At 35.3% G+C, this 22,351-nt stretch carries 22 protein-coding genes; 10 read left to right on the forward strand and 12 right to left on the reverse strand.

All coding sequences use genetic code 11. The annotated features are described in order from the left end of the window. Position 1 precedes the first annotated feature (1 nt). The 4 genes from NG806_RS16280 to NG806_RS16295 form a co-directional block, all read right to left on the reverse strand. Positions 2–2,548, reverse strand: a complete 2,547-nt coding sequence (locus NG806_RS16280) for a beta strand repeat-containing protein (protein ID WP_261510651.1) — start codon at positions 2,546–2,548, stop codon at positions 2–4. A 4-nt stretch (positions 2,549–2,552) separates the two neighbouring features. Continuing rightward, positions 2,553–3,032, reverse strand: coding sequence for a T9SS type A sorting domain-containing protein (locus NG806_RS16285; RefSeq protein WP_261510653.1), 480 nt, complete (start codon positions 3,030–3,032; stop codon positions 2,553–2,555). 163 nt (positions 3,033–3,195) lie between these two features. Then, the gene (locus NG806_RS16290; protein WP_214830251.1) at positions 3,196–3,909 is read right to left on the reverse strand and encodes a LytR/AlgR family response regulator transcription factor; all 714 of its coding nucleotides are present in this window, start codon (positions 3,907–3,909) and stop codon (positions 3,196–3,198) included. 242 nt (positions 3,910–4,151) lie between these two features. Then, positions 4,152–5,171 carry an MsnO8 family LLM class oxidoreductase gene (locus NG806_RS16295; RefSeq protein ID WP_261510656.1) on the reverse strand — a complete coding sequence of 340 codons (1,020 nt, stop codon included), beginning with the start codon at positions 5,169–5,171 and terminating at the stop codon, positions 4,152–4,154. A 297-nt stretch (positions 5,172–5,468) separates the two neighbouring features. Between NG806_RS16295 and hflX the strand changes: the two genes are divergently transcribed. The 6 genes from hflX (at position 5,469) to NG806_RS16325 (ending at position 10,828) form a co-directional block, all read left to right on the forward strand. Beyond that, positions 5,469–6,698: a GTPase HflX gene (hflX, locus tag NG806_RS16300; RefSeq protein WP_214830255.1), complete on the forward strand. Its 1,230-nt coding sequence runs from the start codon at positions 5,469–5,471 to the stop codon at positions 6,696–6,698. Continuing rightward, on the forward strand, positions 6,698–7,327 hold the full coding sequence (locus NG806_RS16305) for a DUF4919 domain-containing protein (RefSeq protein ID WP_214830257.1): 630 nt from the start codon (positions 6,698–6,700) through the stop codon (positions 7,325–7,327). The genes hflX and NG806_RS16305 overlap by 1 nt, the downstream gene beginning before the upstream one ends. A 16-nt stretch (positions 7,328–7,343) precedes the next feature. Next, positions 7,344–8,630 carry a cation:proton antiporter gene (locus tag NG806_RS16310; RefSeq protein WP_214830259.1) on the forward strand — a complete coding sequence of 429 codons (1,287 nt, stop codon included), beginning with the start codon at positions 7,344–7,346 and terminating at the stop codon, positions 8,628–8,630. A 13-nt stretch (positions 8,631–8,643) separates the two neighbouring features. Next, positions 8,644–9,363: a DNA alkylation repair protein gene (locus NG806_RS16315; protein ID WP_261510659.1), complete on the forward strand. Its 720-nt coding sequence runs from the start codon at positions 8,644–8,646 to the stop codon at positions 9,361–9,363. Beyond that, positions 9,363–9,692 (forward strand): DUF6122 family protein, encoded by a 330-nt coding sequence (locus tag NG806_RS16320; RefSeq protein WP_261510661.1) that lies wholly within the window; start codon positions 9,363–9,365, stop codon positions 9,690–9,692. The genes NG806_RS16315 and NG806_RS16320 overlap by 1 nt, the downstream gene beginning before the upstream one ends. 65 nt (positions 9,693–9,757) lie before the next feature. Next, positions 9,758–10,828, forward strand: a complete 1,071-nt coding sequence (locus NG806_RS16325) for a calcium:proton antiporter (protein WP_261510662.1) — start codon at positions 9,758–9,760, stop codon at positions 10,826–10,828. Here the strand turns inward: NG806_RS16325 and NG806_RS16330 are convergent. After that, positions 10,825–11,208: a group III truncated hemoglobin gene (locus NG806_RS16330; protein ID WP_261510664.1), complete on the reverse strand. Its 384-nt coding sequence runs from the start codon at positions 11,206–11,208 to the stop codon at positions 10,825–10,827. The two genes, NG806_RS16325 and NG806_RS16330, sit on opposite strands and share 4 nt — an antisense overlap. 121 nt (positions 11,209–11,329) lie before the next feature. On the opposite strand from NG806_RS16330, the gene NG806_RS16335 reads away from it, so the two are divergent. The 3 genes from NG806_RS16335 to NG806_RS16345 all read left to right on the forward strand — a co-directional run bounded on the left by NG806_RS16335 (position 11,330) and on the right by NG806_RS16345 (position 13,229). Further along, positions 11,330–12,301 (forward strand): ion channel, encoded by a 972-nt coding sequence (locus NG806_RS16335; RefSeq protein ID WP_261510666.1) that lies wholly within the window; start codon positions 11,330–11,332, stop codon positions 12,299–12,301. Further along, entirely contained in the window at positions 12,301–12,789 is a 489-nt protein-coding gene (locus tag NG806_RS16340; protein ID WP_214830272.1) for a YkgJ family cysteine cluster protein, read from the forward strand. Before NG806_RS16335 ends, NG806_RS16340 begins: the two co-directional genes overlap by 1 nt. A gap of 119 nt (positions 12,790–12,908) precedes the next feature. After that, on the forward strand, positions 12,909–13,229 hold the full coding sequence (locus NG806_RS16345; RefSeq protein WP_261510668.1) for a hypothetical protein: 321 nt from the start codon (positions 12,909–12,911) through the stop codon (positions 13,227–13,229). A gap of 215 nt (positions 13,230–13,444) precedes the next feature. Here the strand turns inward: NG806_RS16345 and gdhA are convergent, their stop codons facing one another. The 3 genes from gdhA to NG806_RS16360 all read right to left on the reverse strand — a co-directional run bounded on the left by gdhA (position 13,445) and on the right by NG806_RS16360 (position 16,904). Continuing rightward, on the reverse strand, positions 13,445–14,803 hold the full coding sequence (gene gdhA / locus NG806_RS16350; protein WP_214830276.1) for an NADP-specific glutamate dehydrogenase: 1,359 nt from the start codon (positions 14,801–14,803) through the stop codon (positions 13,445–13,447). Between the two features lie 190 nt (positions 14,804–14,993). Then, a complete protein-coding gene (gene dprA / locus NG806_RS16355; RefSeq protein WP_261510672.1) occupies positions 14,994–16,103 on the reverse strand; it encodes a DNA-processing protein DprA in 1,110 nt (369 codons plus the stop codon). Between the two features lie 33 nt (positions 16,104–16,136). After that, a complete protein-coding gene (locus NG806_RS16360) occupies positions 16,137–16,904 on the reverse strand; it encodes a rhomboid family intramembrane serine protease (protein WP_214830280.1) in 768 nt (255 codons plus the stop codon). A gap of 247 nt (positions 16,905–17,151) precedes the next feature. Here NG806_RS16360 and NG806_RS16365 point away from each other — a divergent pair, with 247 nt between their 5' ends. Next, positions 17,152–18,084, forward strand: coding sequence for a DUF3078 domain-containing protein (locus tag NG806_RS16365; RefSeq protein WP_214830282.1), 933 nt, complete (start codon positions 17,152–17,154; stop codon positions 18,082–18,084). Between the two features lie 69 nt (positions 18,085–18,153). On the opposite strand, the gene sufD is transcribed toward NG806_RS16365, so the two are convergent. The 4 genes from sufD to sufB all read right to left on the reverse strand — a co-directional run bounded on the left by sufD (position 18,154) and on the right by sufB (position 22,304). Beyond that, positions 18,154–19,461 carry a Fe-S cluster assembly protein SufD gene (gene sufD, locus NG806_RS16370; RefSeq protein ID WP_214831311.1) on the reverse strand — a complete coding sequence of 436 codons (1,308 nt, stop codon included), beginning with the start codon at positions 19,459–19,461 and terminating at the stop codon, positions 18,154–18,156. Positions 19,462–19,580: 119 nt separating this feature from the next. Then, positions 19,581–20,324 carry a Fe-S cluster assembly ATPase SufC gene (gene sufC, locus NG806_RS16375; RefSeq protein WP_214830284.1) on the reverse strand — a complete coding sequence of 248 codons (744 nt, stop codon included), beginning with the start codon at positions 20,322–20,324 and terminating at the stop codon, positions 19,581–19,583. An 18-nt stretch (positions 20,325–20,342) separates the two neighbouring features. Beyond that, on the reverse strand, positions 20,343–20,849 hold the full coding sequence (locus NG806_RS16380; RefSeq protein ID WP_214830291.1) for a GNAT family N-acetyltransferase: 507 nt from the start codon (positions 20,847–20,849) through the stop codon (positions 20,343–20,345). 6 nt (positions 20,850–20,855) lie between these two features. Continuing rightward, positions 20,856–22,304 carry a Fe-S cluster assembly protein SufB gene (gene sufB / locus NG806_RS16385; protein WP_214830293.1) on the reverse strand — a complete coding sequence of 483 codons (1,449 nt, stop codon included), beginning with the start codon at positions 22,302–22,304 and terminating at the stop codon, positions 20,856–20,858. Positions 22,305–22,351 lie beyond the last annotated feature (47 nt).

The raw sequence follows: 22,351 nt of genomic DNA on the forward strand, positions 1-22,351 counted from the left end.
TTTATTTAATATTTACAAGTACTTTTATTTTTCCGATTTCATTCTGATTGTAGTCCTGAAGTGCTTTTCCAATTACCTGTCCTACTTTTACTTTTTTAATATTAGCCTTCATAGCAACACCTGGTTTTGATGAGGTAACTAAAAGATCTCCTCTTTTTATTGCGCCACCATCCAAGCAGACTTTCGTAGGAATTACACCGATAACACCCATGGGAACTTTATCAGAAATATCAGCATCTATATGTTCTTCGGTGAGTAGTACACCTGGTCTGGTAGCATAAACACCAGCAACCAGATTAGAATATGGTTTTGAAGATTTTTCTACAGTTCGGTCTGAGTTTGTTGAGATCGTTAAAACATCACCGGTTTCATAATCTGAAATATTTCCTTCTACATCGAAAACCTCAGCTAAATCCGCTCCTCCAGTTTGCGTTCCACCATTGAAAAATCCTCTTCCTGCTTTATTGATACGGGCTACATTAACGGAGGCACTTTGATATACGGAAATATTACCTGATGGTCCCTGATGATTAACAAGCAAGGCGGAGCCAGTGCCTGTAGTGGTTACATGTACCACTGGTTGGCCATTAGCATTATTGAAGTTGGCAAAGCGACCAGCTTTACCGGTACCAAAATTGGGAATAAAGCCTGAGATGGCATTGCCTGTTCCGTCACACGATGCTTCAATACCGTCGCCAGTACCTCCTGCATTGGCGGTAATGCCATTTCCATTGCCTTCCGTAAGGGCTAACACAGCCGGACCATTCCCGCCAGCATTGGAGGAATAGAATAAACCACCGTATCCCCCGGTGCCTGATGAAAGACCATAGACGCCAGCAGTACCAAAGTTGGCAAATATAGAGTTCACTTCTCCTTTCACAGCTGGTGAAGTACCTGTAGTGCGATTTACCATAAAGTTACCTGCAATCCCATTCCCGACGGTTTTTACAGTTATTACATCATTTTCATTGTCTTCATTAAAAATCTCAAACCTTCCGGCCCGTCCTGTTGCGAAAGTTGGAACCCATGCATATAAGGCATTCCCATTTCCATCAATATTGGTTTCAACACCATTACCGTCTTTACCTGCATTAGCGGTTATTGCATTTCCATTGCCGTCGGTTATTGCAACTAAGGCACGTCCGTTTCCTGCAACATTGGAAGCATAGAAAAGGCCTCCAAAACCACCCGTTCCCGAAGCTATACCAAAAATACCTGCAGCTCCGAAGTTGCCAAATATTGTATTTACTTCAGCTCTAACAGCTGCTGCCACACTATTCGTGTTATTGACAAGGAATGATGATGCATTTCCCTCAGTATTGTCAGGAATATTTCCATTTCCATTGGTTTCTACTTCAAGTGTATTAACGAGATTGGTTTGATTCACGTTTTCGAATCGTCCTGCTCGTCCGGTGCTGGTATTAAGCCCTACTTGACCAAAGACACCAACTCCTGTTCCCGTAGTGTTTGTAGAGATAAATCCTCTTACGCCATATCCACCACCATCATTTCTTCCGACCACTGCTCCGGCGATATCACTGGTTGTTCTCCCCACAACAGCTTCTCCATTTCCGTTATTGTCTCCAATAATACCTGCAGAAACCTGTTGGCTGGTTATGCCATGTACGGCAAATCCGCTTCCTGTGGTACTTAAGATTCCGGCACCGCTTCCAGAAGAAGAAACATTCACTACCGTTCCATTTCCTAAAGTTGAAACATTAAGAGCGTTATTGTTATTGGCATTATTTAATAAAGCAATATTAGCGGCGATCCCATTGTTACTTGTTGCATTAAGACCTGTTCCTGTATTGCTGTTTGCATATACACCATATCCGGCTCCTGATGAGTTTCCATAAACCCCTAAACCATTAGGAGTAACTCCGTATACTCCCCATCCGCTTCCGTTTTGACTGCCCCAGACACCAACTCCCAAACCACCTGTTCCGTTATTGATTCCGCGAACTCCTGATGAAAACCCTCCAGGAGAAGTGCTGCTCACAATACCCCTCACTGAAGCAATACTTGAAGTCGTTGTATTGTTGATTCCTTCAACTGAAGTGCCGTCACCATCATTTGTCAGTGAAAAAAGGGTAGCTGGGTTATTAACAGTTGCCGTATAAGGAAGGGTGAAGTTTCCACCACCCCCGCCTGCTGACTTTGCATACATAGCATATGGAACGCTAAGTAGCTGACTGGTTCCTGTTATTGTGTAGCTTGTTCCTCCAAGAGGATCCGTTTCTGTTTTTAAATAATAATTTCCTGTTGACCAGTTAATAGTGGCAAATGTTCCTGTGAGGACTGTTCCCGAACCTATTTCAAGGCTGATAAGGCCGTTTGCATTTGTATTTCCGGTTAATCTTTCGGAATAAACGACCGGTCCTGCTGCAGAACCTTGTAAGACACTCACTCTTATGGCGATGCTTTGATTGATGAGCAGTTGTCCGGAAAGATTCCGCATAACTGCTTGATAGCTCATTTTTTCGGGTACTTGTGCATAGGCTGAAAGACAGCCCAGCATAAGCCCTAGCATAAATAGAATTTTTTTCATGGTGTTATTTTTTTATGATTTTGAACGTTTTGATGTTTTTACCTTCTTGATTTATTCGGATCAGATACATCGCAGAAGGAAGTGAAGAAAAGTTGAATTCAGATTTTGATTGAGTTATCTTATCCTTTTTGATCAATTTACCTTGGGCATCAAATAATTGATAATCTGAGTTTTTGTAACTGTTTACAGTAAAATCCAGATATAAATTGTCTTTGAATGGATTAGGGTAAAGTAAAATGCCGTCTTCTTCGGTTGTTGTTTCATGAGCAGAAAGAGTTGTTACTTCAAAGGCTTGTTGTACACCTTCCATAACTTGTGAGCCACTTCCCTTTGAGAGGTAAGTGATTTGCCCTACACTATAAGAAACAGAGCCGTTACCTCCTGAGACACTCGTTCCCGTAGCCAGAACAGCTGACTGAGCGTGCAGATGTCCGGATACGATAAACAGAATGAAAAAGAAGCCGAAAATAGATGTTCTTTTCATGTGATTTTTTGGTTATTAGTTAATGATAATAAGTAAGAGTTTGTGGAATATTAAAATTACCACATATTTGAGGCTGATATTTGGAAAATAGATAAACGACAGGAAAAATCGACGAATGACCAGTTTATTAAAATAGTTGAGATTGTGGAGTTATTGTTTGATCTCAGCCGGGCATATTGAAAAATGCCAGGTTGTCTTTATAAGTTCTTCCGATTGGAAGTTTGATGTGATTAACGAGTTCTACTTCGTGTGCTGTTTTACTTCGGATGAGGTATTTGGGGACAGCATAACTGCGGTGTATTCTTACAAAAGAATCAAAATAATTTTGGTGAAGAAGATTGCCAATAGAATCCAGAATACAGTGCTTTTTTTCGGAAGTTATGATTCTGGTGTAATCTTTTAATGCTTCAAGATAAAGGATATCTGTGATTTTTATTTGAAGAATTGTACTTCCTTCTTTTATTTTAATATTATTTTCACCTAGCAAGATATCAAGACACTCACTCTTTTCCTTCATTTCAAGGAAATCAAAGAGCTTTAACATGGATTGATGGAATCGTTCTGTTTTCAGGGGTTTCTTAATGAAATCTAAAATGTCCAGTTCAAAAGCTTCAATAGCGAATTCAGGATGTGAACTTATAAAAATACAGATCGGGATTTTGTGGGCTAGTTTGCTAAATTCCATTCCATTCATACCAGGCAGATTGGTATCAATAAATAAAACATCAATAGGAAGGTCAAGGTAGGGAATAGCTTTTTCTGCGGAATCAAGAGAAGCAACAATTTCAATACACTCATATTGATTAATATGATGATGAAGAACCAGTCTGTCCAGTTCATTATTATCAATAACCATACATTTAATATTGGTAATCATGATTCTCTGGATGTTGTTAGTTTTTTAAATTTTAAAGTATTAAAACAATAAAATTGTTCTATAAAGTTATTAAAATAATATAATTTAATGTTGTTTTAAATTAAATTTAACATTAAGATTTTTATATTTTAAATAAAGTAAGTAGTTTCCAGAGCGAATTATCACTAATAAGATGAATGTAGCTAAAAGTGGAGTTATATAATTGTTATATAATTAAGGATAAGAAAAGAGGGTAGGGCAAGTTATTTAATGTTGTTAATGATCCATTCAAAATTTCTGAATCGAGAATTTTTATCATAAATATTACTTAGGATTATCATGTTGTTGGTTTTATAAAATGCTGCAATATCAGAAAGTTGCTTTCCGATAGTCTCTGGTGTGGCAATGATTATATTTTTTAAACCTTGTTGAAAATCATTTTTGCCTTCTTCTCTCGAAATTTTTTCTTCTACCTCATCTGGATGTAAAAGGGGCGTTGGTGCTAATCCCCGACGTGCCTCTAAAAACTGGTAAACCATTGAATAGGCATTTCTTTTTGCTGTTTCATAGTCTTCAGCTACTGAAACTGAAAGAGCAATTTGTAAACGAGGCGTTGATGTTATAAGGTTAGGTTGAAACTCGTTTTTATAAATGTTAGTGCTTTCATTTCTTTGTTCATTTACTAAAAAATGAGAATATGAATAACCTAGTCCATTTTTTGCTGCTTCTTTTGCTGAATTGTTGCCCGATCCTAACCACCAGACTTCAGGTTTGTGATGAAGATTTTGTGGTTGTGCTATTAAGTCTCCATAACGCTCCTGAGTTGGGGTAATATCCTCGGACAGATATGCGACGATATCCTGTAGTTTTTCACTAATTGTAGTTACGGTTGGAAGTTTATCACCATTCAATGCAAGCGACGACATTTTAAGTCCACCCGGAGCCTTTCCTAATCCTAATATAAAGCGTCCCGGAAAGATAGAAGCCAATAGTTTTGTTATCTCAGATACTTTATAAGCTGAGTAATTGCGAAGCATAATACCAGCAGTACCTACTTTTATATGTTGTGTCTTTCCCAAGATGACGGCAGCTAGAATTTCTGGGCTTGAACTGGCATAAGCCATTACACCGTGATGTTCTGAAAATAAAATACTTTCATATCCTAATTGTTCTACCCATTGTGCCAATTCAATACTGTTATCGAGAGCTTCCTGAGGGTGTTTTCCGGCAATAACAGGGGATTGTTCCAGGACACTCAGTTTAATCGTTTGTTCTTCCGTCATATAGATTGGTTTTTAAAAACAATATTTAATCATTCAATATAATAAATAAATTCTTTTGGCTTTTAATAATCATTCACTTAGTGTCATAACTCAAGGGGATCGTTGGTGTTTTTACCAGTTATTTAATTTTAGTGTTTAGAAAATAAAAAACGGGTTAATCTAATTGGTAATTTTCTACAAATCGGTATTATTATAAACTTAAATTAACATTAAAATTTCTCATTGTCCAAAAAATCATTTTGTTTTTTATTCTTAAAAATGTTATCTTGTAAAGCTCACAAACATAGATAGAACTTAATGCTAGAAAAGAAAGAACATAATTACGAGAAAGCAGTTTTAGTAGGTGTTATTACTCAGAATCAGGATGAAGAAAAGCTGGTAGAGTATATGGATGAACTGGAGTTTTTAGCTTTCACGGCAGGAGCCACAGTAGAAAAACGCTTCACTCAAAAATTAACGCAGCCAGATTCCAAGACCTTTATTGGAAGTGGAAAAGCACTTGAAATAAAAGAATACGTAAAAGAAAACGAGATAGGGACTGTAATTTTCGATGATGAACTCTCTCCTTCGCAGCTTAAAAACCTGGAAAGAGAAATGGAAATTAAAATTTTGGACCGTACCAATCTTATTCTTGATATTTTTGCACAACGAGCGCAAACTTCGTATGCAAGAACTCAGGTAGAATTGGCACAATATCAATATCTCTTACCGAGACTGACAAGAATGTGGACCCACTTGGAACGTCAGAAAGGGGGAATAGGAATGAGAGGTCCGGGGGAAACAGAAATTGAGACCGACCGTCGTATTATCCGTGACAGAATTTCATTGTTGAAAGATAAATTAAAGACCATTGATAAGCAAATGGCTACTCAGCGAAACAATCGTGGGAAAGTAGTTCGTGCCGCTTTGGTGGGGTATACCAATGTTGGAAAATCTACTTTAATGAATGCGCTTTCAAAATCTGAAGTTTTCGCTGAGAATAAATTATTTGCGACTTTAGATACGACAGTGCGAAAGGTTGTTATTGGAAACTTGCCGTTTCTGCTAACCGATACGGTAGGGTTTATCAGAAAACTGCCAACTCAACTGGTAGAATCTTTTAAATCTACATTAGATGAGGTTCGTGAAGCTGACTTGCTTATTCACGTCGTGGATATTTCTCACGAAAGTTTTGAAGATCATATAGAATCTGTTAATCATATTTTGATGGAAATCAATGCTCATCAGAAACCAATGATCATGGTTTTCAATAAAATTGATGACTTCAGTTATGAGAAAAAAGATGAGGATGATTTAACGCCAACCACAAAAAAGAATATTTCTCTTGAGGAGTGGAAAAAAACCTGGATGGCAAGATCTAAATATCCTACCGTATTTATTTCTGCTTTAAGTAAAGAAAACTTTCCAGAAATGAAGAAAATGATCTATGATGAGGTAATGAAAATTCATATCTCGAGATTTCCTTATAACGATTTCCTTTTCGAATATTTTGAAAATGATGAGGAAGAAGAAGAAAATAACGATTAATGAAATATTACTTTTTCCTTCTGTTTCTATGTATCTCGATTTCTGGCTTTAGTCAAAAATCCAAGATCGATTTTAAGAGTATTGAAAAGAATCTTAAAAACTCTGAGTCGCCATACAGTTATGATAGACTTATTTTCAAATATAAAGGGATACCAAAATCATTGGATAGCATAGAAGCTCAACATTTGTACTATGGTAGAAATTTTGAAACAAATAAGCTAACTACTTCGGATGAAGATTTTAAAAGTCTGGCCGAAGCGTTTAAGAATAGCAATTTTGATGAGTGTATACGATTAGGAAAGATTTTATATGGTAAAGATCCTACAAATCTTGATGTGTTGTTAATTTTGCTCAGAGCATATGACAACAAAAAAGATATAAGCAATTTTACCCATCATTTGTCACAGCTTCGATTGCTTGCTGATGCAATAAAAAATTCCGGGGACGGAAAATCAGAGAAAACAGCCTATAATGTTAACTCTGTGGGCGATGAATATATTTTTCTGAATATTCTAAATCTGGGAGAAGGATATACAAGAAGTTCAAAAACAATGAAGGACGGGGTTATCGACGTATGGGAAAAAGAGAATAACAAAATATATATCAAAGTCCTTTATTTAGGCTTTTAAATTTAAAAATAACTTAGTGGAATTATATTATTCATTTTCGGTGTTAATAGTTTTAGCATCCATATTCGCATATCTCAATTACAGATTTCTTAAGCTTCCGAGCACGATCGGAATTATGGTTATTGCCATTGTGGTTTCAATTTTCCTGGTTTTATTTGGTGAAACCGTATTACCTAGAACCTTTGGGCATCTTCATAAATTAATGAATAGTATTGATTTTACGGAAGTACTGATGGGTGCAATGCTTAATTTTCTTTTGTTCGCCGGAGGAATACATATTAATATCAATGATCTGAAGGAACAATTTAGGCCGGTTCTTATCTTTTCAACAGCAGGAGTTGTTATCTCTACTTTTATAGTAGGTTTCGGAATGTTTTATCTTCTTCCTCTTGTAGGTATCAAACTTCCGTTTATCTATTGTTTGGTTTTCGGAGCCCTTATTTCTCCTACAGATCCGGTAGCAGTTCTCAGTATTTTAAAACAGGCAAAAGTATCAAAGTCTTTGGAAACAAAGGTGGCAGGAGAGTCTCTTTTTAATGATGGGATGGCTGTTGTTGTGTTTACTGTTGTTTTACAGCTGGCTGTTGGGAAAGAAGTGGATTTGGGAGTTGAGAGCATCGGGTTACTATTGATGAAAGAAGCCGGCGGAGGATTATTGCTGGGTGTTTTATTAGGCTGGATCACTTCCCGACTGATGCGTGAAGTGGATGATTATATTATTTCAGTATTAGTTACCCTTTCGGTTGTGATGGGAGGTTACCTTATTGCAAGGCAGATGCATATCTCTGGGCCGCTTACTATGGTAGCTGCAGGATTGTTTATGGGGAATTTTAATGTACGATTCAAAATGAAATCCATTACCCAGGACTACCTTATTAAATTCTGGGAATTAATAGATGAGATATTAAATGCCGTACTATTCCTATTTATTGGTTTTGAGTTACTAATGATCAAAGATTTGAATCATTTTATTATTCCAGGGCTTATTGCAATTCTAGTTGTTTTGATCGCAAGGTTTATTTCTATTTGGGGACCTTCGAAATTTATGTCCTTCAGGACGCGGTTCAGTCCACAGACCATTAAGGTTTTATTTTGGGGTGGAATTCGCGGTGGGGTTTCCATTGCGTTGGCAATGTCTATTCCTAAAAGTGAATACAGTAATATTATTTTAAGCATTACTTATTGTGTAGTGGTATTCTCAATTATTGTTCAGGGGCTTACAATTGCTAAAGTTGCTAATCCTAAGAAGATTGCGAAAGAAGAACTGGAACAAGAAGGTGTTGCTTTAGATGAAACTACCTAATTAGTTGATTACGATGAATAATATAATCAAAGATATACATGAAGCATTAGCTGTTTTATCTATTCCGGAAAAGGCAGCTTTCTTTCCTAAGTTTTTTAAAACAGGAAAAGGTGAATATGGTGAAGGGGATGTATTTTTGGGAGTAAAAGTTCCGGACCAAAGAGTAGTGGCAAAAGAATATTATTCTAAAATTTCTTTAAAAGAACTTGGGGAGCTACTTTCCTCAAAATTTCACGAACATAGATTGACTGCCTTGTTTATGCTGATCAATAAGTTTGAAAAAACAAAAGATCCAAAAAACAAAGAGGAAATTGTAAAGTTTTACCTTGATCATTTACCGTTTGTCAATAACTGGGATCTGGTAGATTCCAGTTGCTATAAAATTTTGGGACGCTATGCTTTTGAAAATAAGAAAGAAAATTTACTTAGAGATCTTTCTAACTCTGATGACATGTGGCATAAAAGAATTGCTGTTGTTGGAACAATGCATTATGTGAAAAAAGGATCGTTTGATTTAACGAAAGAATTTGTAACAAATAATTTAAAACATTCACATGATCTGATGCACAAAGCAAATGGATGGCTGCTAAGAGAAATGGGGAATAAAAATGAAGAAGAGTTGATTTCTTATTTGTCGAAATACTATAAAGATATGCCCAGAACATGCCTGAGATATGCGATTGAGAAATTGGATGAAGAAGTACGGCAAGATTATTTAAAAGGAAGGATCTAATGGATTGTTTATTTTGGAAGACCTGTGCCCATTATTTTTTACACCTTATATTTCCTGTTTTTATAGCTTTAATTTTCTATAGAGATAACTGGAAGAAGGTGTATCTTATTCTATTAGCAACGATGCTAGTAGACCTAGATCATCTATTTGCCAATCCTGTTTTTGATCCTACGAGAAATAGTATAGGATTTCATTTCCTGCATTCTTATTATGCCATTACAGTATATTTCGTAATGCTTTTTTTTAAAGGGACAGTCAGAATTATTGGTATCGGACTTTTATTACATATGTTGACCGATTTTCAGGATTTTAACCTATGGTGCCATTAAAATATCATTAATATTCTCTTTTAATAATTTAATTTTCATCGTTTTTTTGTATTTTGTAAACACTTATGAAATTAAAAGAACTTTTACACTATACCTTTATTTTCCCTATTTTAGCAGTAGGTTACTATTTTTCTGGATTAATGGAAAATGGTGTTGTTTATGAAATTATTGCAGGAATTTTACTCACAGGTAGTGTATTATCAGCTGTCCATCATGCAGAGGTTGTAGCTCACAAAGTAGGAGAACCGTTTGGTACTATTATTCTAGCCCTTTGTATTACTATTATTGAAGTCGCATTAATTATTTCGCTGATGGTAGCAGGAGGAAGTGAGGCTATTACATTAGCCAGAGACACTATTTTTGCTGCAGTAATGATTATTCTAAATGGGATCTTAGGAATATGTATTTTAGTAGGTGGAGTGAAATATTATGAGCAGTTTTTTGCAAGAACCTCAGCAACGACATATCTGGTAAGTATTGTTTCAATATTAGTTTTAACATTAATACTCCCTAACTTTACCTCAAGTGTAAACGGGCCATTTTACAACACCGCTCAGCTGATTTTTGTTTCTATTGCGTGTCTGGTTATTTATGGTGTTTTTTTAATGGTTCAGACCGTAAGACACAGGAATTATTTCATTATTACAGGGGATCATCCGGATTCTCATTTTATTCCATCAAGAAGTCAAACTATTGTAAGTTTTGTTTTTCTGGTAATCTGTCTTGTTATTGTTGTTTTAATGGCTAAAGGTCTTTCCGCAACAATTGAAGATATGGTACAAAGTATAGGTGCTCCAAAATCATTAGTAGGAGTAATTATTGCAGGGGTTGTGTTGCTTCCGGAAGGTGTCGCTGCTATTCGTGCAGCAAGAAATAATCAGATACAGTCTAGTGTGAACTTAGCATTGGGATCTGCCTTGGCAAGTATTGGTTTAACGATCCCTGCGGTATCTATTGTTTGTATAATGTATGATATTCCTTTTGTATTGGGGCTCGATAAGAAAGATATTATTTTACTTTCTTTATCCGTGTTTATTGTAATGCTTTCTTTAAGTAGAGGAAAAACCAATATTTTATATGGAACAGTTTTACTAGTGAATTTAGCGGCTTATATTTTTACTGTCATAGTTCCTTAATTAAGCTTTCTGGCCATTTCCATTTTGTATGCCATCAGCCTGGCGATATTTTCAGATTTATAGATAGCCATATCAGCATTTTCACCTATAAAGTTTTCTTCAATGGTTCTTTTCCATAATGATAACCATTGGTCAAAATGTTTTTTCTCCATCGCCTGAAGCTCATTAATTGGAAAATGAACAGCCATGGGATTTCCTTTATAACTCATTTGACCAAAAAGAATGCTTTCCCAAAAAGAATACATTTTTGGAAGGTGTTTATCCCAGTTTACTTTGATAATATCCCTGAAGAAAAATCCAATAGTATCGTCTTTAATTACTTTTTTGTAAAATGAATTAACCAACAGTTCAATGTCCTCTCTGGATTCAAGCTTTTTCATATTTCAAAGTTAATTTAAATTCAATTGATGAATTCAATCATCGACTTGATAAATTTCATGAAAACAATATTTTATCTTTGCATGTTGGTTACAAAAGTTGGAAAGAAAAATAATATAAATAATGGCAAGAGGATTTAGGCAAAAAATTCGTCAGAAAAATACGGATAGCAGTGGCTTTGGAAGTAATGCTTCCGGAAGGTTTATCAATAAGGATGGACTGCCGAATGTTCGAAGAAAAGGCATTAATGTCTTTAATAGGTTGAGCTGGTATCACACTATGCTGAACCTGTCTACATTCAGGTTTCTTTCCTATTTAGTGATTGGCTATATTCTTATAAATATTATTTTTGCTTTAATTTATTACTCTATAGGAGTACAACATCTTACTGGGATCGATAAGAGTAATCCGATCAATGAATTTATAGATGTATTTTTCTTTAGTTCACAGACATTTACTACTGTTGGATATGGTAGAATAGCTCCGATCGGTTTTATGGCGAGTTTGGTGGCTACTTTTGAAGCTTTTCTGGGATTGCTTGCTTTTGCCATTGCAACGGGTTTATTTTATGGAAGATTTTCCAGACCCAGAGCCTATTTAAGATTTTCTGATATTGCTGTTATATCGCCTTTTCAGGATTCTACAGCTTTAATGTTTAGGCTGGCTCCTTATAAAAATAATGCACTTACTGATGCAGATGTTATAGTATCAGCTGCAATTGAGGTTATTGAAGACGGAATACCTAAGAGCAACTTTTATAGATTAGAGACCCGATTAAACAAGATCAGTACATTGGCACTGAATTGGACTGTGGTACATTTGATTGATGAAAACTCTCCCTTTTATGGGTTTTCTGAAGATGATTTTAAAAGTATCGATATAGAAATTATAGTACAGGTACGAGCTTTTGATGAGGTCTTTTCAAATACAGTGGTTCAAAGGTCATCTTATGCTACCGGAGAGATAATTTATGGGGCTAAATTTGTACCAATGTATTACCCAAATAAGGATAACCAGTCTACAATTCTGGATCTGGATAAAATTAATAAATATCAAAAAGTAGGTCTTTCCGTTTTAGCGGAGGATAGAGGATAATGAATCTGGAACTTTATAAAACACAGGCTTTACAAAAGCAAAAAGAACACAAAAAATTCTTAGATGGATTAAAGAAAAAGCCACCTAAGAACCTTGATTATGTTGTTCAGGAAACCCATGAGGAGGTTTTTGAAAAGATTAATTGTCTTCAGTGTGCTAATTGCTGTAAAACAACGGGGCCATTATATACAGAAAAAGATATTGAACGTATCGCTAAACATCTTAGGATGAAACCTATAGATTTTGAAGCAAAATTTCTGAGGGTAGATGAAGACAATGATAAAGTTCTGCAAAATCTCCCTTGCTTTTTTCTTAATAATGATAATACATGTTCTATCTATGAAGTGAGACCTAAGGCTTGCAGAGAATACCCACATACGGATCGTAAAAAGATCTATCAGATCAATTCACTGATGATGAAAAATACTGTAATCTGCCCTGCAGCATTTGAATTTGTAGAAAGAATTATGAAAAATTTAGGAAAATAACCTATAATCAAAAATCATCTTAAAAATACATAAAGTACGTTAAATAAGAACTTTAGATATAATTTAATGAAATAAATGGCGTTTAAAAAATATTAAACAACCATTTAAAATATTACAATATGAAAAAGTTAATTTTAACGGCAGTCTTTTCTTTAGCGGGAGCAGTTGCCGTATCAGCTCAAACTGATGCTCAGAAAAAAGTTGATGCAAATCAAACAACTACTCAAGCGCAGCCGCAAAGTACACAAACAAACACGAGTACGACTACCCAAATGCAAGGGCAGAGTACAGGTGCAACAGTTACAACAGATGCCGCTGCAAATACGTCAACACTGAGTGACGCAACAGCAACCGTAAGTGCCAATACCAATGTAGAAGCAACTAAAACGGCAGAAGCCACTAAAGAGGAAAAAAAAGCTAAAAAGAAAAAGTCGAAATAAGTAATTTAAAAGTAAAAGTGAGAAATCCTGAAATATTTATTTCAGGATTTTTTTATTAATAGTTTTTATTTTAAAAGTATTTCCCATATTCTGAAAATAAAAAAAGCATTGAATAAATCAATGCTTTCTCCTTTCACTTTTTACTTTTTTCCCATTTTCCCGGGAACAGGCTATAAGAAAAAAGGCCGGGAACTTCCCAACCTTTATATTTTATTTTATACAACTCCTTGAGCCAGCATTGCTTCTGCAACTTTCACGAAGCCGGCAATGTTTGCACCTTTTACGTAGTTTACATAACCATCTTCTTCTTTTCCATAGTCTCTACAAGCTTTATGGATTCCGATCATGATCTCCTTTAATCTTGCGTCTACCTCTTCAGAAGTCCAGTTTAGACGAATTGAGTTCTGAGTCATTTCTAATCCTGAAGTAGCTACACCACCAGCGTTAGACGCTTTACCAGGAGAGAATAATACTTTGCTGTCTAAGAAATAGTTGATCGCTTCTAACGTTGAAGGCATATTAGCTGCTTCAGTTACGCAAAGAACTCCATTTTCAACCAATACTTTAGCATCTTCGAAGTCCAATTCGTTTTGAGTAGCTGAAGGGATAGCAACATCACACTTCACTTCCCAAGGACGTTTTCCTGCATAGAAAATAGCAGATGGATATTTTTTAGCATAGTCTTCAGCTCTGTTATTACCTGAAGATCTTAATTCTAATAAATAATCAATTTTATCACCATCGATACCGTCTTTATCATAGATATATCCGTCAGGACCAGAAATAGTTACTACTTTTCCACCCAATTCAGATACCTTTTTAATAACTCCCCAGGCTACGTTACCGAAACCTGAAACAGAAACAATCTTATCTTTAAATGTTTGATCAATAGTCTTAAGCATTTGCTCAGCGAAGTAAACGACACCATATCCCGTAGCTTCAGGACGGATCAATGATCCACCATACGCAAGACCTTTTCCTGTAAGCACACCTGTAAATTCGTTTCTTACTTTCTTGTATTGTCCGAAAAGATATCCGATTTCTCTTGATCCTACTCCAATATCTCCTGCTGGAACATCAGTTTCAGGGCCAATGTGCTTGCATAATTCAGTCATGAAAGCCTGGCAGAAACGCATTACTTCCATATCTGATTTTCCTTGTGGGTCAAAATCAGAACCTCCTTTACCACCACCCATTGGAAGAGTAGTCAATGAATTTTTGAATACTTGTTCGAAAGCTAAGAACTTAAGAACTGACAAGTTTACAGTAGGATGGAAACGAATTCCTCCTTTGTATGGTCCGATTGCAGAGTTCATCTGAATTCTGAAACCTCTGTTTACCTGGATTTCTCCTTTATCATCAACCCATGGAACTCTGAAAATAATAATTCTTTCAGCTTCAGCCATTCTCTCAAGAAGCTTCATTCCTGTGTATTCTTTCTTGGTAGCGATAAACGGAATTACAGTAACTGCAACTTCTTTTACGGCTTGTAAAAATTCTGGCTCGTTAGGGTTTTTTGCCTCAATTTTTGCAATAAACTCCTGGATTTTCTGGTCAATATTATATTGTTCCATATATTAAGGTTGAATATTATTGCCAACAAATTTAATTTTTTTTTCAAGATTCACAACACCTTAATTGATGATTGTTGAAAATTTATTAATTATGAGAGAAAATATTATTAAATTGATAATTTGCATTTAAATTTTATTAAAAATTAAATGTTATACGTGAAATAATGCAATATTAAGAAATAGTTAAATTTCAAATTGCTAGAAATTGCCTCCCAGAAAACGATTTCACTTTACCTAAAAGCTCTAATTCTAAAAGTACAGGTAAAATTCTATGTGTTGGAAGGACTATTTGCTGGGCTAAATCATCCAAATTAATTTGTGGATTTTCAGCAATAAAATTATAGATTAGACTTTGATTTTCAGTTAATTGGATTGCAATAGAAGAACTGGGAAATAGTTCTTCTATTTTTTCTTTAGGTTTGTTAAAACCAAGGTTGCTAATCAGATCTTTAATTGTAGAAATTGTAGCTGCCTTATTTTGAGAAATAAGATGATTGCAGCCTTGGCTATACTGATCTGTAATTTTTCCGGGCAGAGCAAAAACATCCCTGTTATAGCCGTTAGCAAAGGTTGCTGTACTCATTGATCCGCCTCCAAAAGCGGTCTCCACTACCATAGTTGCTGGAGATATTCCAGCAATAATTCTATTTCTTTGAATAAAGTTTTCTCTATCAGGTTTTCTTGAAGAATTAAATTCGGTAAACAGGACTCCGCCGTCTTGCAGGATCTTCTCAGATAGCCGCTTATTTTTTGCAGGATAAAGAGTGTGGAAACCATGCGCTAAAACAGCAGCGGTAGGGATTTTGTAGTGAAGAGATTGATCGTGCACTTCTTTATCTACTCCCAAAGCCAATCCACTAATGGAAATAAAACTACAAGATTGGGTTTCTTCAAAAAAATTCTTTATAAACTGTTTACCATAAGCCGTAATATTCCTTGTACCTACAATACTTAAGGGCAGTAGTGAATTTTTGTAGTTTCCTTTTTGGTATAAAATAGCAGGAGCATCTTCACATTCCCCGAGTAAGTAGGGGAGTTCTTTAAGATGTTTTAGCTTGATCAGAATATTGTTGCTTTCGCAAAATTTCAATTCTTTTTCAGCAAAGTCTAAATGGCTAGGGTTGCCAATATCTGATACAATCTTTTGACCAAATCCATCTATTTTTTTATATTCTTTCTTAGCCTTTTCCCACGCCGTTTTAGCGCTTCCAAATGTTCTAATAAGTTTTATGAAATTGATATCACCAATCAGGCTGCACTCGCGTAATGCGATTGCATAAAGATGTTCTTCGGAAATCATGTGTGTTTTTTTTCAAATGTAATGAATTAAGTTTTATTTTTTCCTTAATTCCTCTAAATGATCCCAGATATCATCTCTTTTTTTGTGGGGCAGTTCTAAAAAGTCTTCGGGGTGATTTTCTTTATATTCCTGCCAAAGCTTGTCATCTTTCTCGTTATAGTAGTTAGGGAATTCCCAAATGAATTTTCTCTTTTTTTCACCAATATTTTTGAATGCAAAAGCAATGATACTTCCTACTACTGCTCCTGAAAGGTGGGCTTGCCAGGATATTTTACTTGGTTCATGAAGATTGTAAAATAATTCTTCAGGAAACATCCCCCAAATCAAACTTCCGTAATATAATACAACCAGTAAAGAAATGGTTAAAAGTTTCATATTCCATTTAAATACTCCACTGAAGAAGAGGAAGAAAGCTAAAACATATACGACGCCACTGGCTCCAATGGTACAGGTGTACATGTACTCACCTGTGAGGATATCTATGGGCGGAAGTAACCAAACCAATAATCCAGTTGCCAGCCAACCGATAACAAACACTTTATTGGCCACTAATGGATAGAACTGATATAAAAGAAACATCAGCACAGCAATGGGAATTGAGTTACTGATAATATGGTCCATATTTCCATGCAAAAGAGGAGAGGTAACCACTCCCAACAAACCTTCCGGTAAAAGAGGAATGATGGCTCCAAAGCAACTCTGAAAGAAGCCTTGTGTTTGTAAAAAGTAGCCCAGCCACATTGCAGCAAGCATCAGCAATGGATATAAGATAGCTTTCTTGGAAATTGCGTTTTTAAACATGAAGAGGTAATGTCAAATCAAAAGCCAATAATAAATTTCGGAAAATTTGGCGATGGTTTTTTCTCTTCTAAATTATTTATAAGACAAAAGGTAATGATTTTTAGGGAACTAGTGATTTGGAATTTATTGTTTGATGATTCATTTTCTTTATTTCGGACATTTCGATCCATTTGTTGGGTCTATTTGTTTAGTGAAAGTTCTTCAATAAAAAATTATATTTCTATTTTTGTATTGGAAATCTTTAATTATGAAGAACAAATTGTTGATTTTTTCCATTGCATTGGGAATAAATGTAGCAGCACAAGAGATAAAAATAGATACAACAGCAACACCGGTAAAGGATTCTATAAAAAGCTGGTCTGTATTAGGAAAAAACACATTAATGTTCAATCAGGCAGCTTTTTCAAATTGGGTTGGTGGAGGAGCCAATAATGTTGGCTGGCTCGCTGGTGTCGATTATAATCTTACCTACGAAAAAGATAAAGACCTGTGGGAGAATATCATCATTCTTGGTTACGGTCAGAATAATACAAAGGGAATAGGGACAAGGAAAACACAGGATGTCCTCAATATATCTACAAACTATGGAAGACAGTTTTCTAAAAGCTGGTATATTTCTTCAGGGGCCAGTTTGCAGTCACAATTTTCTGCTGGTTATGAAGATGGAAACAACCCTGAAGCTAAAAAGATATCCAATTTTATGGCTCCGGGATATTTTAACATGGGTTTGGGGGTTACCTATAGACCCAATGATAATTTAACGGTAACATTGCGCCCTGTCAATGGAAGATGGACCTTTGTGTTGGATAATGAGCTTCAGAAAGCTGGGAATTATGGTTTAAAAGCAGATGGAGATAACTCACTATTGCAGTTTGGTTTTTTAGGAAATGCTGTATATAAAGTGAAACTGATGGAAAATATTAATCTGACGAATACCGCTTCTGTGTTTTCAAACTATCTCGATCATCCCGAAAGGTTAGTACTGGCTTATGGAGCTGTTTTAAATTTAAAAATTAATAAGTATATCTCATCCAATATCACAGTAGATGTACTATACGATCATAATCAGATCCAGAAAACACAGCTGAAACAAACTTTAGGAATCGGTTTTGCGTATACCGTTAATAATGGTGTGAAAAGATCTGATAGAAAAGACAATCAGTGGTGGCTTAAAAAATAACAAAGTAATTATTTAATCAATAAAAAAGCACTTCGAAAGAAGTGCTTTTTTTGGTATCAATTTATTTTCTTAGAATTCAATGTCTACTTCTAGTTTTTCAGCCAGTAACTTTGAAATTTTTTCCTTTAAAGGTTCAATGTCAATGTTCTGCATGGCATCATTCGCAAAAGCATAAAGTAATAATGCCTGAGCTTCTTTTTTGGAGATTCCTCTTGCTCTCAGATAAAATAATGCATCTTCATTCAATTGGCCCACTGTACAACCATGAGAACACTTTACATCATCTGCAAAGATCTCTAGCTGAGGCTTTGTGTCAATTGTTGCTCCTTCACTTAATAACACATTATTATTCTGTTGATAAGCATTGGTCTTCTGAGCTATTTTATCAACGAAAACCTTTCCGTTAAATACTCCATGAGCCTTATCTTTGAATATCCCTTTATAGTTCTGATAACTTTCACAATTAGGTTGGTTATGGTGAACAGCCGTATGGTGATCCACTAGCTGATCTTTTCCGATAATCGTAATCCCATTCATGAATGAGTTGATATTCTGTCCATTATGGATGAAATCCAGATTGTTTCTTACCAATTTTCCTCCAAAAGAGAAAGTATTTACAGTTGTTAAGCTGTCTTTTTCCTGTTTTGCAAAAGTATTATCGATAAGATAAGAAGTATCATTATCATTTTGAAGTTTATGCCAGTCTGCCTTAGCATTTGGATAGGTAAAGATCTCGGTCACTGAATTTGTCAATACAAAAGTATCGTCAAAATTATGATGACTTTCAATTACTTCTACTTTTGCTCCATCTTCAACGATCAATAAATTTCTTGTATTGTAGAATGTATTTTCTTCTTGGTTTTGTGAAAGATAGAAAACATGGATTGGTCTTTCAATGACAACATTTTTTGGTACCTTCAAGAAGAAGCCATATTTGCAGTATGCAAGATTTAAATCTGTAAAAGCTGAACTCTTCCCTGCAATTGTATTGAAATATTTATCAAAAACTTCTTTATGTTTTTCGTCATTCAAAGCATAGTTGAATGAAAGAAATTCTACGTTTTCGATAGAAACTTTTGATAACTCCTTATGTAGTTTACCATTTACAAAAACGATCCAGTCAAAGTTTTCTTCACCTAAATGCAATTGGTCCAACTGTTCTTTGGTAATATTGTGACCTTCTTTTGGAAAGAAATTATAGTTTTTTTCCGTGATCTCTTTTAAGTTGGTATATTTATATTCTTCGTCCTTTTTGGTTGGAAAACCAATGCTTTCGAACTCTCGAAGAGCTGCTTTTCTATCTTCATCCAGAAATCTGTGACGAAGGCTTTTCAAAAACTCATCGTGGTTGTCAATAATTTGATCGTATAAAGCCATTACTGAAATTTCGGCCATCACACCTTTTTTATATATTTAAAAATTGTAATATTATTTGCGGGTTTTCCGCTTATCTTTTAGTCAGAATTGATAAAATCTGCACCAAAAAATTTCTCTTCTTAATTAAGAAGCCAGTCGTAACCTTTCGCTTCTAATTCTAAAGCAAGAGATTTGTCACCCGTTTTAATGATCTTACCGTTCGCTAGAACATGTACAAAATCCGGCTGAATATAGTTTAGCAATCTTTGATAGTGGGTAATCAAAAGAACTGCATTTCCTTCATTTTTAAAGTGATTTACACCATCTGCAACAATTCTTAAAGCATCAATATCCAATCCTGAATCGGTTTCATCAAGAATAGCCAGTTTTGGATTAAGCATCATCATCTGGAAGATCTCATTTCTTTTCTTTTCACCTCCTGAAAATCCTTCGTTTAATGATCTTGAAAGGAAGTCTTTCTTAATTCCCAATTTTTCAGACTTCTCACGAATCATAGCAAGCATTTCTTTTGCAGGCATTTCTTCAAGTCCGTTTGCTTTTCTGGTTTCGTTTAAAGCAGCTTTAATAAAGTTAGTCACAGAAACTCCAGGAATTTCTACAGGATACTGAAAAGATAGGAATATTCCTTTATGAGCTCTTTCTTCAGGAGCATCTTCGTTAATGTTTTCACCTTGAAAAATAATATCACCTTCAGTAACTTCGTAATCTTCTTTACCCGCAATAATAGATGAAAGAGTAGATTTTCCTGCTCCGTTAGGTCCCATTATAGCATGAACTTCACCCGGTTTTATTTCGAGATTGATACCTTTTAAAATTTGTGCGCCATCTTCAATTCTGGCGTGTAAGTTTTTTATTTCTAACATTTTATTTGCTTAAACAAATTATTTTTGAATTCTATATATTAAACTTTCCGGCTGATCCGGTACATCATTAAGTTGTCCAGTCTGTTCCATTCCTGCTTTTTCCAATACTTTGATCGAAACAACATTAGCAGGACGAACCATACCGAAAATTTCCTTTTCATTCAGATCATTAAAACCGAAGTCTATAGCTTTTTTTGAAAACTCTGTTGCATATCCTTTTCCCCAGGCTTCCGGAGCAAAACGATATCCAAGGTTTAATTTTTCTTCTTCGTCATACATTTTATAGCTAAGTCCGCCGAAGCCAATAACCCTATCTGGGTTTTCTTTTTCTAAAATTGCCCATCCACCGAAATTGTATTGATCCCAATGTTCAAGCATTCTATTAAATGTATTTTCAGCTTTTTCAAGACTCATTGGTCCACTCGGATTATAAAGATTGGTCTGCGGGTCTTTATTAATTTCAAAAAATCTTTCAAAATCTTGCTTTTCAGGTTTTCTTAAAATTAATCTTTCCGTAGTTTTCATCCTGTCTTATCCTACTGAGCCTTCTAGTGAGATCTCTAATAATTTCTGAGCTTCAATAGCAAACTCCATAGGAAGCTTGTTTAAAACCTCTTTACTGAAGCCATTCACGATCAGAGCAATCGCTCTTTCCGTGTCGATCCCCCTCTGGTTACAATAGAAGATCTGATCTTCACCGATTTTTGAAGTGGTTGCTTCATGCTCTAATTGGGCCGTAGGATCTTTAATCTCAATATATGGGAATGTATGTGCACCACATTCGTTACCCATTAGTAAAGAATCACACTGGGAGAAATTCCTTGCTCCTTTTGCAGAAGGCATTACTTTTACCAGTCCTCTGTAAGAGTTTTGTGATTTACCTGCAGAAATACCTTTGGATATAATCGTTGATTTTGTGTTCTTTCCGATATGGATCATTTTTGTTCCGGTATCAGCATATTGGTGATTGTTAGTCACAGCAATAGAATAGAACTCACCAATTGATCCATCTCCCTTCAAAATACAAGATGGGTATTTCCATGTTACCGCAGATCCGGTTTCAACCTGTGTCCATGAGATCTTTGCATTTCTTTCGCAAAGTCCTCTTTTTGTTACAAAATTAAATACACCTCCCTTTCCTTCTTCATTACCTGGATACCAGTTCTGAACTGTAGAATATTTAATTTCAGCGTTATCCATTGCAATTAATTCCACAACGGCTGCGTGCAATTGATTTTCATCTCTGGAAGGAGCAGTACAACCTTCAAGATAAGAAACATAACTTCCTTCATCAGCAATCACAAGAGTTCTTTCAAACTGTCCTGTTCCTGCCTGATTAATACGGAAATATGTTGAAAGTTCCATTGGACACCTTACTCCTTTAGGAATATAACAGAAACTTCCGTCAGAAAATACAGCAGAATTTAAAGCTGCATAAAAATTATCTCCTCTTGGAACTACTTTCCCTAAGTACTTTTTCACTAAATCAGGATGGTTTTTTATCGCTTCTGAAATAGAACAGAAAATAATTCCTTTCTCTGCTAAAGTATCCTGGAAAGTTGTTTTTACCGAAATTGAATCTATTACAATGTCTACGGCAACTCCAGAAAGTCTTTTTTGTTCCTCGATGTTAATTCCTAGTTTTGCGAAGGTTTTAAGCAATTCCGGGTCTACTTCATCTAAACTTGCCAATTCGGCATTCTTCTTTGGAGCAGCATAATATCGAATTGCCTGGAAATCTGGTTTCACATATTTAATGTTGGCCCATGTAGGTTCTACCATTTTAAGCCATATTCTATAAGATTCCAAACGCCATTCTGTCATCCATTCTGGCTCTTCTTTTTTAGCAGAGATAGCACGGATGACATCTTCATCTAAACCAATCGGGAAATCTTCATAATCGATCTTCGTTTCCCAACCGAATTCGTATTTTTTATTTTCTAAATCGACGCGTAAATCGTCTTCTGTATATTTACTCATTTTGATGGATTCTAGATTTTAGATATCAGAAGTCAGATAGTGATTAC

It is taken from the genome of Chryseobacterium paludis, assembly GCF_025403485.1.
Lineage (GTDB): Bacteria > Bacteroidota > Bacteroidia > Flavobacteriales > Weeksellaceae > Chryseobacterium > Chryseobacterium paludis.